We start from the raw sequence: 14402 nt of genomic DNA on the forward strand, positions 1-14402 counted from the left end.
AACAATTTCCAGTGGCCTACAACGGAGTGAGGAGGATGTGCGGACCGCCCGCAGGCTCACGGAGCGCCTGGAACCGAAATCAACTGGATTTATACTTATCAAACAAAAGAGGCTGGGACAAAACTAAAAAAGCCTAATAAAAGACGAACAATTTAGGTGTAATAGGTATTGGCTCTAAATACCGCTGTTGATCTCCACAAATGGCTTCGCTTTCCTAGGGGCGGTGCTTGGGCCTCCTCGCCCAGCTGCGGGGTCTCAAGCTACCGCTATCTCCCTCAGGAGTCTTTCGCCTTTTGCTCCAATCAACAGCTGGTGCAACCCAAAAAATAACAGTATCTTTTAAACGAAAAAAGACCCGAACTAATTTAAGATTTTAAATTAGTTCGGGTTTTATTTAGACTAAAACACTTTTGTCCCAGCCTCTTTTAAATAGCTATTAAACTTCTTCTTCATACAGCTCCCAAGCTTTGTCGAAGGTTGACATGCTCTCTAAGTATTGTCCGTTCATTTCTAAATAGCTGCTGATTTCATGGTAGTCCTCTGAATTTTTTGGAAAACTATGATCGTCGTAAGCATGATTCGCAAATATACTGATGTCATCTTTTTTCAAAGCATGACGAAACTTCATCAAATAATGGTAAAACGACTTTCTCAAAATACATCCACACCCATTTTTTACCCTCATTCTACATTAGAATGAGGGTAAAGGACAACCATTAGCTTGAAAAGTCAAAGTAGTTTCTTTTTAACAATCGGGGTTTAGCCATTAACTGATTGTAGCTTAGCTCTGCTTCTAATTCCTTCGTGTTGATTAAAAACAATTGATCCTCAATTTCCTTCACTATCGTGTCTTCTTGATATTCCATTCCACAGTCTCCGCAGATTATAGACGGTGTCTCTGTTATAGTGACAGCTTTCGTCCCATCGGGCAGTTCCCAATAAACTGTACCAGATGAAGATGTTGCTTGTGAGCTTTCACACCAATTGCATTTCATCAAGCACCCTCCTAACTGGATTCACTTTGTTTTTCTTCGTCACCAACAAGATATTTCTTCTGCTGTGCCTGGAATTTCTTTTCTTTTAATTCATCCCGTTTGTCGCGTTTATCCTTTAAAGAAGAATGTTCTGGGTTTGTTTCATAGTCCTTGCGCCGATTCAAACGATTTAATCCTTCTGGAACGAGATTAAATTGAGAATCATTCATTAGTGCTGCGATCCCAATATTCGAACGCTTATCCTCCATGTTTGAATAAATCTCACCAAAATATGCTTCCGCTCTTCCAGGGACATAGTTTTCCGGTTCCGGATAAGTGGTGATAACCCCTTCGAAGTTTCTTAACACTACTTTGTTCGCACTTTGTGAGATAATATAATTCGGTTGAACGGCAATTTTTCCACCGCCGCCTGGAGCGTCCACCACAAAGGTAGGAACAGCATAGCCGCTCGTATGTCCACGTAACCCTTCAATAATTTCAAGTCCCTTAGAAATCGGGGCTCTAAAATGTCCGATACCTTCAGAAAGGTCACATTGATAAATATAGTAAGGTCTTACACGTATTTTTACTAGATCATGCATCAACTTTTTCATAATAGGAACACTGTCATTGATACCTGCCAAAATGACGGCTTGATTTCCTACTGGCACCCCTGCATTCACGAGCATTTCACAAGCAAGCTTAGATTCTTCTGTAATTTCAATAGAAGTATTAAAGTGCGTATTTAACCAGACAGGGTGATACTTCTTTAATATATTGCAGAGGTTCTCTGTAATTCGTTGGGGAAACACTACTGGTGCCCTTGTTCCTATCCTGATTATTTCAAGATGAGGAATGGCCCGCAGATTTTTTAAAATGTACTCAAGGATTTGATCATTGATCAGTAGACCATCTCCACCCGAGATTAAACAGTCTCTGATTTGGTCATTGGAAGCAATGTAGGCAATGGCCGCATCCAATTGTTTTTTGGGAACTCCCATACCGATTTGGCCTGAGAACCTTCTACGTGTACAGTACCTGCAATACATCGAACACTGGTTGGTAACCAAAAATAATACTCTATCCGGGTATCGGTGCGTCAGGCCTGGAACTGGGGAATCTTCATCTTCATGAAGAGGGTCTTCTAAATCGTACTTCGTTTTGTAGATTTCTTTTGAAATTGGCACAGATTGCATCCTTATAGGGCACCTTGGATCATCTGGATTCATTAACGAAGCATAATATGGCGTTATATTTAAAGGAATGGTTTTAGTGGATATCTTTACCCCTTCCTCTTCTTCCGGTGTTAAGTTGATTACTTTCTTTAAATCCTCAAGTGTTCGGATTGTATTGGTCAATTGCCATATCCAATCATTCCATTGTTCTTCGGTTACATCTTTCCAAAGTTCAAATTCACTCCAATGCCGTTTGGGCTTATATAGATCCATTTTCATCTCTATCTCCTCCCTATTCTACACCATGCAATAACCGTGCCAACTATGCAGATGCCCAGTTATTACTTATATATGTAGAATGGGAGAAAGTTGTTATTAATCAGCGTGCCGAATTTTCAGCATTTCTAATTTTTTAGATTTCTCTCCCATTTTAGCCAGTTTGTATTGAAGAGTTTGACGAGGTATGTCCAGTATTTTTGCCGCTTTTAATACATTTCCCTCAGACAGTGTCAAGGCATTAATTATCATTAATTCTTCTGTTTTCTGTAATTCCATCCTTAATGAACCCGCATTTTTCGGGATAGATGATTGCTGCCTTTTTTTCTTCAATTTTGGAGGGAGGTGTTCAGGAGTAATTGTTTCTGTTTTTGATTTTAATAAGACATATTCTACAGTATTGATAAATTCTCTTACATTCCCTGGCCAGGAATAAGATTGAAACAGTTCTTCTATTCCCTTCGGCAACTTATAGGGTATCCGCTTTTGTAGTTTTTTTTCCAAAAGGAGATGAATGTCATGAGGTCGTTCTCTCAAGGGCGGGATATATATTGGGCAAGTATTTAAGCGGTAATACAAGTCTGCTCTAAAAGATCCATTCTCTACACATATGTCAGGAGGTTCGTTCATTGCAGTTATAACCCTGACATCGACTTTAATTGTAGAGGTACCACCTACTCTTCTTATGCATCCATCCTCCAAAACACGAAGTAATTTTGCCTGAAGTTCTATTGGCATGGAGTTCATTTCATCAAGAAATAACGTTCCTCCAGTTGACAGCTCAAATAATCCTTTACGGTCAACTGCGCCTGTGTAACTGCCTTTTTCTGTTCCAAATAGAATGCTTTCTAGCAATGTAGCTGGAATAGCTCCACAATTTTGCGCAATAAAAGGTCCGTGTTTTCTAGGTGATTGTTGGTGAATTCCCTGCGCCATGATTTCTTTTCCTGTGCCTGTTTCTCCCCATATAACGACAGGCAATAAAGTGGAAGCGAATAACTTGGCGTCTTCGAGCATATTTACACATTCAGGGTCATTGGTTAAGAAGTCATCTAAAGAATAAGATGCTTGGAAGGGGGAGATTCTCTTTGAACCCTCTGTACCATTTATTTTAGCTTGCAAGTCCATTAGTTTATTAGAAAGTGTGTTTAAGTGTCCATAATTCTTGGCAATTTCCACTGCACCTAATAAATTGATTCCCTTGAGGATGGGGATGGTAGTATTCACCGTTTCAAGCAACTGACCTTTTTTATTTTCATATCGTTGATTTTCATGATATATCGGTTTTTTTGTTTTCAATACCTTCAGCAATGTACTTGTTTCCTCCGTCAAAGAAGGGAAAACATGCAAGAGATGTTTCCCTAATACCTCCTCCACTTTCATGCCATCATAGCCCGCAGCCACCTTGTTATAATAGATAGTAATGCCGTCTTTATCCACTGCGTGAATAGCCTCATCGATTCCATCTAATATTGCCATTAACATTTCTTTTGAAAGTGTGTGTGTTTGCATGAACAGCACCGCCTATTTCTCGGCATTCGGTGCCGGTTTTTGGGCATCCATTATGGAAAGATTTTTACTCCAAACATTCATATCTTCTATCTTATCGAAAATATAACAGTTGTTTTTCAGCCTTCCTTTATAGGTGTAATCCAAATTGTGTAAGACGGCATTCATACCAAATGAGAGAGCCCTGGCAATGGAATAGCTGCTATAAATTTGCCTTTTTACTAATTCTGCTTCTAATGCACGAATTAGGAAATTCATATACCCCCCTTTACGTTTTGTAGGAGACGTGGCACAGTCCGTTATTTCAGCATTACTATATGAATCATTAATTGCGGCTGATGCAGCTGCGATTATTTCTCCATTTTCTTTTTCCTCTATTAACATAAAGACAGTATTACTATGAATTTGTTCCATAATATAATTTGGGTCTTCAATAGGCACAGGGTAGATAGGAAAAACGTTTTTGTAAAAGCCCGATAAGGCTTTAGCATCTGTTACCTCTGCCACACGGAGTGTTAAATTTGAGTCAAGAAATATATCCTTTTGCTTCCTTTTTTTCCATACAGATTCAAGGATACTATCTTCCTCACACCACTTATCACTGTTATAGCGATCAACATGCTTATATTTACATAAAAAGTACCCTTCTCCACCAAGAAAGTATCCAGGAATTGAAGCTTCCAAAAGAAATCCTCTTTCCATTAATGATGTAACATGATCCTTTCTAGATTTAATGATTACTTTCTCGATATGTGGCTGTTTGCTCCAATCTTCAATGCATTGTATGATGTGATCTATATTCCCTCTGAAATCTTCTATTTTCAGTCTTTTATTATAATGATCCTCATAAGCGTCCAAATAGATAGTGTCGTTCTTTACCAATAAGGTTTTAATTGTTTTTGTACTCATTGTATCCCCCCTATTAATTAAATTCGCTATAGAGTAGGAAATTCCCCCATATTTTTATCAATCACTTTTTATTGACCAGAAACCGGTTCATCGGTCAAAAAACTTTTGTTCCTTATTCCTGAACGCTTGATACGGTAATCTGCAAGGACCTCCACTTCTGCTTCTGAAAAAATTTCATCCCATTTGTCTTCAACCTTCTTAAATTTCTTTGGAGACGTACGGTAATATACCTCCCCAAATCCAAAAATATCTGCTTGGTATTCATCTTGCATTTTTTGAATAGTTGCCAAAATCTTTTCTTCTATATATTTATTTAATGCCTCTTCATGATTTTCATATGTTTTTATCTTTTCTAGATTTTGATGACATTGTGTTCCTTGTATTTTTGCCTCTCCACTAATATTAACTTTGATTTTGACACCCGTTTCTTCTTCTATCGTTTTCACATCTGAATGAGAATGGATAATACGAATATCCAAAAAATTATTTTCTGCCTCGTTTCCTTCCATATAACAAGGGACAGTTAGACTTGTCCTGCTAAGTCCTTGAGTCCAAAGGTAGTCTCTGGCTTCTTCACGAGATAAAAAACCAATCAATTTATCTTTTTTAAAAACGGACAGACCAGAAATAACAACAATGGAATCCAACTCTGTCTTAGAATTTTGTTCAATATTTTTACCTGCTTCCGGTTTTCCTTTAATTGAAACGGCACTTGTCACTGGGTGTCGCCCCTTTGAGGTCAATGAGGAAATGAAATCTGTAAGGCGTACGTATGGATCGCCCCCCCATTCTTCTAGATATACCTCAATTTGCTTATGTACCTTTATAGATGGTACCAACTCTAATGGATAGGTTGTTTTTACAATATCAGAAGCTTTTGTTCCTCTAGATATTAATATGTTGAAGTCATTTCGAAATTCTCCCGTTCTTTCCAAAAAGTCCAAGACATCACCGACACCATCCTTAGCAAGTAATTCATCGATAACAATAATTCTAGTATGGGAATAAATGAGTTTTCTAGAAAGTCCGACATTCATTCTTTCTGATAATTCAGCAAGTGAATTCCCTTCCTCTTGAAAAGTAATGACCGGTGTCCCGCTACCAGGCTGATCAGCTGATAGTTGTGGTGCGTTTATTGTCTCGACAGTGACACGAAACTTAGCATTTTCTCCCTTTTCAATGGCGATCCCTGTGACGATGGAGATTTCATTTAGTTCAACCTTATCCCAGCATCCAGTCAAAAAGATTAACACGGAGCAAATACATAACCATTTTCTCATGAAAAATTCCCCTTATCCTGTGATGGTCCACTGTTGCTTCCTTTATTCGAAGTTTTTTTTGTATGCTTAGGCTTAAGATACGATGGGCGGGTTATATTATCCCAAACAGGCATTCTGACAAAAACATCTTTTTGGTCTTCTAAAAGGAGGGGAGCTACTGGAGCCAAATACGGCACGCCATATGAGCGTAAACCAGTCAAATGGATAACCATGATAACTACCAAAAGCAAAACTCCATACAACCCTATCAATGCTCCCATCAAAATGTAGGCAAACCGTAGAATTCTTGTTGCAATAGAAAAGTTATAAATAGGAGAGACGAAGCTTGCAATAGCTGTCAGGGCGACAATAATAATTAAAACACTAGAAACTAATCCAGCCTCGACAGCAGCCTGTCCAATAACCAATGCACCGACAATGGAAACTGTCTGCCCAACAGCTCTCGGCATCCTCACTCCCGCTTCCCTCAATACTTCAAACGTAAGTTCCATCAACAGTATTTCAATTACAGCAGGAAAAGGTACTCCTTCTCTTTGAGCTTGAACACTAATTAACAAGGATGTAGGAATCAATTCATGATGATAGGTAGAAATAGCTACATACAAAGAAGGCAATAGCAAAGAAAGCATAAAAGAAACATACCGGATAAGCCTGATGAAAGAAGCCATGAAAAATGGTTGATAATAATCTTCCGTTGAAATAAAAAAATCGGTAAAAACAGTCGGCACACTTAAGGCAAAAGGACTGCCATCCACTAACACTGCAACCTTTCCTTCTATAAGGTTTGCCGCTATGTTATCTGGTCTTTCCGTATTGTAGGTAAGTGGAAAGGGAGTCAACGTTTTGTCAGTCAAGTATTCCTCAATATTTCCACTGTCAAAAAGCCCGACTACATTAACCTTTTCAATTCTACTTTTCACCTCTTGTACAAGTTGATCGTTGGTAATATTTTTTATGTACCCTATCACTACCGCTGTTTTTGTATCCTGTCCTACACGGTACTGTTCAAAACAAAGGTTGGGATTGCGTATTCTACGTCTGATTAAACTAATATTGGTGTTCATCGTTTCCGTGAAGCTGTCTTTTGGTCCTCTTATAATGGTTTGGGTACTCGGTTCCGTTACGCTTCTTTTTTCAATACTACCCAGATTGATGCATAGTGCCTGCTCAATTCCATCGATTACGATGACAGCATATCCATTAAGAAGCTTCCAAAAGATCTGATGATAATTCTCTGCAAATTTATAAGGAACAGAAGCGAAGTATTCTTTTCTAAACTCTTCCAAATCTCCAGACTGTAATACTGTATCAGACCCTTCTGCAGTAACAAGCGGTTCAAAAATCTCTTCTGTCAACCTATCTTTGGCAATCAAGGTGTCAAAAAAATAAACGATGGCATCCCTTTTTCCAACGATTAAAGTCGAATAGTGAAAATCAATCGAGAGAGAAAATTCTTTTTGTATGATTTCGTCATTTTCCTTAAGTGATTCTAGTAGAGGTTCCGACGTTTCTTCAGGTGAATATAGTTCTTTATCGGTAGAACTGATATTCCCATCTTCTCCTAGTAAAAATTGTTTCAACTTTCCCAATTTATATCACTCCCTTTCCTACCACTTTTCCTCCTTGTTCGTATCAGCACAATTACAAGTAATACTAGCGGCAATGCGAACTGAAAAGGAAGATGGACAAAATAAGGAACAATTTGTAAACCTTCCTCGATATGTTCAGCAAAGTTGTCGGTTATGATGATGGAGGATAAACAAATAATGGAACCAACAGGAATTAGATACGACCTGTACTTCCTGTTGGAGATATGTTCTAAACCCTTTATTGCACCAAAAAAGAAAACACCTATCTTAACGATGATGCCAAACATCACCACAAAGACAACCACAATGTCTACCCTTTCAATAAAATCTAATAAGGAGATTTCCCTTGCAGCCGAAAGGAGCGGGAAGTTTGACCTATCTTTCATCTCGTGTCCAAGTGTCAGCACTTGAATAACGGATGAATAGACAAGTACTAATGTACTGAGAATAATACTGCCTGCGGCAAAGCCTTTTGCCTTGTTATATTTGGTGACTAGTGGTAATACAACCGCAAATGCAATAAGTTCTCCAAATGGAAAGGTCAATAGACCGGGAATAATTGCCTGAAATATAGGTTTTATTCCTCCACCAAGAATAGGCCTTATGTTCTCAAATTGGATCTCCCCAGACAATAAAATAAAAATTCCGACCAAAAATGTAAAAGAAAACACATAAGGGAAAAATATCTCGGATGTTCTTGCCATCACTTCAATACCGGAATTTAACATGTAAATAATCGTCAACATAATAGTTATGCTAATTATTTCTATCGGAGTAAAGATAAAAATGGTAGACACAATTAATTCACCAAAGTCCCTCAGAACTCTTGAAGAAATATAAATAAAATAAATAATGTAAAGGAAACTTATTGCGCCTCCTAACCATTTCCCTAAGCAGAATTCTATGAGAGCAAAAAGATTATAGCCTTTTTTTCTACCAAGCATGAAGTGCAATAGATAAATATAGCCCACTCCTATTAACCCAGCCAAGCTGATGGCAATCCAGACATTTTGCTTTGCTTCTCCACCTATCCCGACCACTGTGGCGCTGCCCATTTCAAAAATGAGCATTAAGATAAACAGTTGCCATAATGATATTGTTTCTTTATTGGCCATTAGTATTTTTGCTCCTGTTTTTATTATTTTTGAAACGGAGATCTTGAATGATCGCAATTAAAATTCCAAATAAAAACGTCAAATAAACCATCCACTCTCTTAATCCGGCATCAAGAATGAACAAACGTGTAAAACAGTCTAAGACGTCCTTGTTATAGTAAAAACAATCGAGGATGGAAATGAAAATCAACATACTAAAAAACAGTAAGATAGTTAAAAACGTAACCATACAGTTACCTCCGGTCTTCATATACTTGATAGTATTTTCCAAACATCTCAAGATATGTAAACCAGTGCGAAATGCGAAGGATGATACCTATATAAATATCAACACTAAAGTGAAATAAGGCTAAAAATCGGCAATGCATAACGTTGTTTACTATCCCAAGATTGGAATCCACGAGTTTTTTATGCAGTCTAGGTACTAGGTAGGATTGGTATCAAGAAAAAAAGCAATTTATCAAGAGGTCGGAGGATATATCAATAAATTCTGAGATATATCGAGAATTCTAAAGATATATCAAGAAAAAACCGATTATATCAAGAAATCGGCACAGTTCAACAATATCCTCCACCCCCGCCCCCGACTACCACTACACCAATAAAAATAACCGGGCAAAAATCGCCCGGTCCTTTTTTAGTCGCTTGGTTATTCATCTATAGTTCATCAGAGATTTCGCACCAGTCCATTAAAAGGATGGCAAAAATCTCTGCAGCCTTTATCATTTCGTCAATGTAGATAAACTCATTAGGATAATGCGCTACCTCTGTTGTTCCGGGACCGCATACGACTGTTGGGATACCTAAAAGTTGGGTGAATAATCCCCCATCCGTACCCCACGGTGATGCTTCTAAAATGGGTTGCTTCTTTTCCACTTGTATATATGCATTTTCGATCATCTTGACAAAAGGATGGCTTAATTCTACTGATCCTGGCACCCACTGGGCACCAAACCATTCAAGCTCGACTGGATGATGTGAAAACCACGGATCTGTTTCACTCAAACTTTTCATCCAGGTTGCTAGTTCTTGTTTTACTTCTATTAGTTTTTCTTCCGGCCCTACTCCTATTCTTCCCTCCAACACTACCATATCTGGTACCGAGGACGGCCAACTTCCTCCTTCTACTTTTCCGATATTAATCGGTAGGGGAATTGGAATGCCTTTATATAACGGATCTTCTACTCTTTCATTTCTTTTCGTTTCTAACTCTTGGATTTTTTCTATAACCAGAATGCTCTTTTCAAGGGCACTTACTCCCTCATATCTTGTACCTCCATGTGCTGACCTGCCTTTTACTTTTAGTCGAAACCACATGGATCCTTGTTGTTTTGGGAAAATTTTCATATTTGTGGGTTCTGGTATTAGTACTGCATCTGCAGAATATCCTCGAAGTATGGTCGCTAACGTTCCGGCTCCCCCACTCTCTTCTTCAATGACACTTTGGAAAATTACATCCCCTTTAAGTTTTACACCAATGGATTTTAAAGCATTTAGAGCAAGAAGTAGGGAGACATTTCCACCCTTCATATCTGTGCTTCCCCTGCCGTAAATTTTACCATCTTGAACTTTTCCTTCGTATGGGTCACATTCCCACTGTAACAAGTCACCTTCAGGTACCACATCGATATGCCCATTAAGGATTATGGAACGACCGCCCCCAGTTCCCTTCCACATCGCCACAACATTAGGGGAGTCATCAAAATTCTCCCGAGTGGATACAAAATTTTCATGCAAACTCATTTCTTTAATATCCGGCTCCCAAATGTCTATTTCCATCCCAAGTTCCCTGCACGCTTCAATCACCACTGCTTGAGCTGAACTTTCATGGCCCTGTACACTTCTTTCTTGGATAAGCTTTCTTAAAAGTTTGACAGCATTGCCCCTGTTCTTAATCAACCATTCCTTGAGCATTTTCTCTTTCATCTCATCCCCCCTTCTTTCCACAGCATATTTAAACCATTATAAAAACGCAGGCGCCAGTGTAAAGGGCGCTTCTGTTTTCTCTTTTACCTGGTCCAAACTCACGCCAGGCATTAATTCACGAAGGAGCAAACCAACTTCCGAAATCTCAAAAACTGCTAAATCGGTAATGATGATGTCCACACATTTTGGTGTTGTTACAGGTAAACTGCATGATTTCACCACTTTTGATTGCCCATTTTTATCTGTATGGCTCATTAATACGATCACTTTTTTTGCTTTTTGTGAAAGCTCCATAGCTCCACCCATACCTGGTACCCTTTTGCCTGGTACAATCCAGTTAGCCAAATCTCCTTGTTCTGATACTTGTAACGATCCAAGAATCGTAATATCCAGTTTGCCTTTTCTGATCATTCCAAAAGCTATAGCACTATCAAAATAAGATGCTCCCGGCTGGACAGATACCGGAAATCCGGCAGCATTACAGAGATGGGCGTCTTCTTCCCCGGACTTTGGAGTAGATGCCATACCTAACACACCGTTTTCAGCTTGAAAAAAAACATGTATATTATCCGGCAGGTGATTGGGTACCAACGACGGTATACCTATTCCCAAGTTTACAACCATTCCATTTTCTATTTCCTTGGCCGCTCTTTTGGCTATCAAATCCCGTATGTTTCCTCCCATACCCATGTCCAGTTCACCCCTTCGCTTTGAACCATATAATCCACATACACTCCAGGCACAACAATCTCTTCCGGATTCAAATACCCTAAAGGAACAAATTCCTCCACTTCCACGATAGTTTTTGCCCCTGCCATCGCCACAAGCGGATTGGTGTTTCTAGCGCTTTTATCAAAAATAAGATTCCCATAAGGATCAGCTTTTTTTGCATAAACGATCGAGAGGTCTGCAGTTAGAGCAGGTTCAAGAATATAATCTTTTTCACCTGAAGTAAGGATTTGCTTGTTTTTTGTTACAATGTCACTTTCAATTCCTACATCAACCAGAATCCCACCTAAACCTACACCACCAGCTCTTATTCTTTCGGCTAATGTTCCCTGCGGACTGAACTCAACTTCTATCCTTTTTTCGGTCATCATCTTGCCTGCAACCGGATTTGAACCAATATGGGAAGCAACCAGTTTATTTACCCTTCCTGCACACACTACCTTTCCTATACCTATAGTCGGAAAGCCGGCGTCATTTCCGATAAGTGTCAGGTTTTTCACTTTTGAATCTAAGAGGACATCGACCAGCTTCGGAGGTGTCCCCACCCCTCCAAAGCCGCCGAACATCAATGTCATTCCATCAAAGAATAAATGTCTGACCATTTCTAGGTCCACTATTTTGTTAAATGTATTCTCTACTTTCTCCATCCCGGTCCACTCCTTACAATTCTGCTTGAAGTTCGTTTAGTGTCAGCTCTAGGATGGTAATCAGTTCATCTATTTCCTTTTGGTTAATTGATAAAGGCGGTGCAATAATGATGGCATCTCCTCCCACTCCTTCAATACCAGCGGATGCAGGGTAGATGAGCAAACCATTTTTCTGGGCTAACTCTACCAACCTTGGGGTGACCGCTTTTTCTTGTGAGAATGGATATTTTGTCGCAAGATCTGCTACAATTTCCATTCCAAGTAAAAGCCCTTTTCCTCTAACGTCACCAATAAAGGAGTAAGTTTGTTTTAATTGTTGTAATTGTTCCAACAGATAATCTCCCATCTGCCGACCATTGCTTACAAGGTTTTGACTTTCAATGTATTCTAAAACAGCCAAAGCAACTGCTGCGGATTGAGGATTAGCACTATACGTATGTCCACTCATGATCAGTCTAGATCCCTTTAGAATGCTTTCTATAATCCTCTCGCTCACTAGAGTTGCCGCTATGGGAGTATAACCCGCACTCATGCCCTTGCCTATACAGATAATATCCGGAATTACGTTCCAATGTTCCATTGCAAACATTTTGCCGGTTCTTCCGATGCCTGTCATTACTTCATCTGCAATAAAATGAATGTGATATTTTTTGCATATCTCCGCAATTTTTTGATAATATCCATCAGGTGGGCAGATTGCTCCAGCTGCTGCCCCAATAATGGGCTCAACGACAAATGCTGCGATATTCTCATCCCCAATTTCCAGGATGGCACGCTCTAGATCCTCAGCACATTTAAGACCACATGCAGGATATTCCAAATTGAAGGGGCAACGGTAACAATAAGGAGGTTCTACAACAGGCGACTTTTCCAATAAAGACTCAAATCTCTTCCTGCGATCCGCATGTCCTGATAAGGATAGCGCTCCTATTGTAATGCCGTGATAGCTTTTCCATCGAGAAATAATCTGGTTTTTGTGAGGTTTTCCTTCCTCTTGCCAATATTGAATAGAAATTTTCATCGCTGTTTCCACAGCTTCTGTCCCACTATTTACGAAAAACGACCAATTAATATCTCCTGGTGCGATAGAACTTATTTTTGTTGCCAGTTTTTCGGCAGGAAGACTACTGAATTGGGATCGATAAACAAATGATACTTTGCTTGCCTGGTCGGCCATCGCATCTATTACAGCTTGTACATGGTGACCAATGCTTGCCGTAACAGCACCAGAAGAACCATCCAAATATTTCTTTCCAGTGACATCGAATAAGTACACTCCGTTACCGTGGCTTATCACCGGATACTCTTTATCTAATAAAGGCTTAATAAGATAAGATTGATCCATAAACGATTACTCCTTTCCACAACTGTCCTGTAACCGTTTACTAGCAATGGTAGCCCCTACCTTTTAGAGACAGTGTAAAACCTGGCTGTCGATAAGCTAGCTTACTTTCATTCTATGTTCAGTCAAACGAAATCTTTCGTTGAATTTATGGATAAATAAACAGTATGTGAATGAATATGAATAAAGAACAAAATCGCTATTGCGGCCTAAAACCAAGTCCCAAGTAAGACTTTAATTTCTTGGGTCGGTTCTCGCTTTTCACGTAACTTTGACAAATTGGCCTTGTTCAGATCTTGCCTTTGCCCTTCATCTAAGACCATTTCATTGAAATTTCATTGTCTCCCTAGGTCTACATATTTTGTGATGAGGACCTCTCTACTCCTTTTTCCTCGTCACTGAGGTCTTCATACTGGCGATGAGAACCTCTCCACAGCTTTTAATTTGTCACTGAGGTCTTCATACCGGTGATGAGAACCTCTCTACTCCTTTTTCCTCGTCACTGTGGTCTTCAAGCTTTTTAGTCGTCACTGTGGTCTTCATACCGGCGATGAGGACCTCTCTACTCCTTTTTCCTCGTCACTGAGGTCTTCATACCGGTGATGAGAACCTCTCTACTCCTTTTTCCTCGTCTCTGAGGTCTTCATACCGGTGATGAGGACCTCTCTACTCCTTTTTCCTCGTCACTGAGGTCTTCATACCGGTGATGAGAACCTCTCTACTCCTTTCTCCTCGTCACTGTGGTCCTCATACCGGTGATGAGAACCTCTCCCCAGCTTTTTATTTGTCACTGAGGTCTTCATACTGATATGCTCCCTTTTAAGTAGACAGATTAAAAAACAAAAATCTGTTTCCGCGAAGGGGAGTATTTATAATGTCAAAAAAAGCAAACTCTTTCGATGTCAAAATCAATGTCATAAGGGCTTTGGAA

13 protein-coding genes are annotated in these 14402 nt (G+C 39.4%); all 13 read right to left on the bottom strand.

The window, feature by feature from the left end:
• Positions 1 to 436: 436 nt before the first annotated feature.
• Complete coding sequence (locus HC179_RS00455) at positions 437 to 655, bottom strand: YozE family protein (RefSeq protein WP_148989781.1); 219 nt, start codon at positions 653 to 655, stop codon at positions 437 to 439.
• A gap of 61 nt (positions 656 to 716) precedes the next feature.
• Positions 717 to 995 (bottom strand): YokU family protein, encoded by a 279-nt coding sequence (locus tag HC179_RS00460; protein ID WP_168862555.1) that lies wholly within the window; start codon positions 993 to 995, stop codon positions 717 to 719.
• Positions 996 to 1006: 11 nt separating this feature from the next.
• Complete coding sequence (gene kamA, locus HC179_RS00465) at positions 1007 to 2428, bottom strand: lysine 2,3-aminomutase (RefSeq protein WP_168862556.1); 1422 nt, start codon at positions 2426 to 2428, stop codon at positions 1007 to 1009.
• Between the two features lie 96 nt (positions 2429 to 2524).
• Positions 2525 to 3937 (bottom strand): sigma-54 interaction domain-containing protein, encoded by a 1413-nt coding sequence (locus HC179_RS00470; RefSeq protein WP_168862557.1) that lies wholly within the window; start codon positions 3935 to 3937, stop codon positions 2525 to 2527.
• A 12-nt stretch (positions 3938 to 3949) separates the two neighbouring features.
• Positions 3950 to 4843 carry a putative beta-lysine N-acetyltransferase gene (gene ablB / locus HC179_RS00475; protein WP_168862558.1) on the bottom strand — a complete coding sequence of 298 codons (894 nt, stop codon included), beginning with the start codon at positions 4841 to 4843 and terminating at the stop codon, positions 3950 to 3952.
• Positions 4844 to 4911: 68 nt separating this feature from the next.
• Positions 4912 to 6123 carry a Ger(x)C family spore germination protein gene (locus HC179_RS00480; protein WP_168862559.1) on the bottom strand — a complete coding sequence of 404 codons (1212 nt, stop codon included), beginning with the start codon at positions 6121 to 6123 and terminating at the stop codon, positions 4912 to 4914.
• Positions 6120 to 7712 carry a spore germination protein gene (locus tag HC179_RS00485; RefSeq protein ID WP_168862560.1) on the bottom strand — a complete coding sequence of 531 codons (1593 nt, stop codon included), beginning with the start codon at positions 7710 to 7712 and terminating at the stop codon, positions 6120 to 6122. Before HC179_RS00485 ends, HC179_RS00480 begins: the two co-directional genes overlap by 4 nt.
• Positions 7700 to 8827, bottom strand: a complete 1128-nt coding sequence (locus HC179_RS00490) for a GerAB/ArcD/ProY family transporter (RefSeq protein ID WP_168862561.1) — start codon at positions 8825 to 8827, stop codon at positions 7700 to 7702. Before HC179_RS00490 ends, HC179_RS00485 begins: the two co-directional genes overlap by 13 nt.
• Positions 8817 to 9056 (bottom strand): hypothetical protein, encoded by a 240-nt coding sequence (locus HC179_RS00495; RefSeq protein WP_168862562.1) that lies wholly within the window; start codon positions 9054 to 9056, stop codon positions 8817 to 8819. The genes HC179_RS00490 and HC179_RS00495 overlap by 11 nt, the downstream gene beginning before the upstream one ends.
• Positions 9057 to 9484: 428 nt before the next feature.
• Positions 9485 to 10753 carry a peptidase gene (locus HC179_RS00500; protein ID WP_168862563.1) on the bottom strand — a complete coding sequence of 423 codons (1269 nt, stop codon included), beginning with the start codon at positions 10751 to 10753 and terminating at the stop codon, positions 9485 to 9487.
• A 36-nt stretch (positions 10754 to 10789) separates the two neighbouring features.
• A complete protein-coding gene (locus tag HC179_RS00505; RefSeq protein WP_168862564.1) occupies positions 10790 to 11443 on the bottom strand; it encodes a 3-oxoacid CoA-transferase subunit B in 654 nt (217 codons plus the stop codon).
• Complete coding sequence (locus HC179_RS00510; RefSeq protein WP_168862565.1) at positions 11413 to 12129, bottom strand: CoA transferase subunit A; 717 nt, start codon at positions 12127 to 12129, stop codon at positions 11413 to 11415. Before HC179_RS00510 ends, HC179_RS00505 begins: the two co-directional genes overlap by 31 nt.
• A 13-nt stretch (positions 12130 to 12142) precedes the next feature.
• Complete coding sequence (locus HC179_RS00515) at positions 12143 to 13474, bottom strand: aspartate aminotransferase family protein (protein ID WP_168862566.1); 1332 nt, start codon at positions 13472 to 13474, stop codon at positions 12143 to 12145.
• Between the last annotated feature and the right edge of the window lie 928 nt (positions 13475 to 14402).

The organism is Bacillus sp. RO1 (assembly GCF_012524115.1).
Classification (GTDB): Bacteria; Bacillota; Bacilli; order Bacillales; family Bacillaceae_I; genus Sutcliffiella_A.

Excerpts from the sequence above, each read along its gene's own strand:
- HC179_RS00505 (WP_168862564.1), bottom strand. The coding sequence starts at position 11,443 with ATGGGTATGGGAGGAAACATACGGGATTTGATAGCCAAAAGAGCGGCC.
- HC179_RS00460 (WP_168862555.1), bottom strand. The coding sequence starts at position 995 with ATGAAATGCAATTGGTGTGAAAGCTCACAAGCAACATCTTCATCTGGT.
- HC179_RS00480 (WP_168862559.1), bottom strand. The coding sequence starts at position 6,123 with ATGAGAAAATGGTTATGTATTTGCTCCGTGTTAATCTTTTTGACTGGA.
- HC179_RS00510 (WP_168862565.1), bottom strand. The coding sequence starts at position 12,129 with ATGGAGAAAGTAGAGAATACATTTAACAAAATAGTGGACCTAGAAATG.
- HC179_RS00500 (WP_168862563.1), bottom strand. The coding sequence starts at position 10,753 with ATGAAAGAGAAAATGCTCAAGGAATGGTTGATTAAGAACAGGGGCAAT.
- HC179_RS00490 (WP_168862561.1), bottom strand. The coding sequence starts at position 8,827 with ATGGCCAATAAAGAAACAATATCATTATGGCAACTGTTTATCTTAATG.
- HC179_RS00515 (WP_168862566.1), bottom strand. The coding sequence starts at position 13,474 with ATGGATCAATCTTATCTTATTAAGCCTTTATTAGATAAAGAGTATCCG.
- HC179_RS00495 (WP_168862562.1), bottom strand. The coding sequence starts at position 9,056 with ATGGTTACGTTTTTAACTATCTTACTGTTTTTTAGTATGTTGATTTTC.
- HC179_RS00470 (WP_168862557.1), bottom strand. The coding sequence starts at position 3,937 with ATGCAAACACACACACTTTCAAAAGAAATGTTAATGGCAATATTAGAT.
- ablB (WP_168862558.1), bottom strand. The coding sequence starts at position 4,843 with ATGAGTACAAAAACAATTAAAACCTTATTGGTAAAGAACGACACTATC.
- kamA (WP_168862556.1), bottom strand. The coding sequence starts at position 2,428 with ATGAAAATGGATCTATATAAGCCCAAACGGCATTGGAGTGAATTTGAA.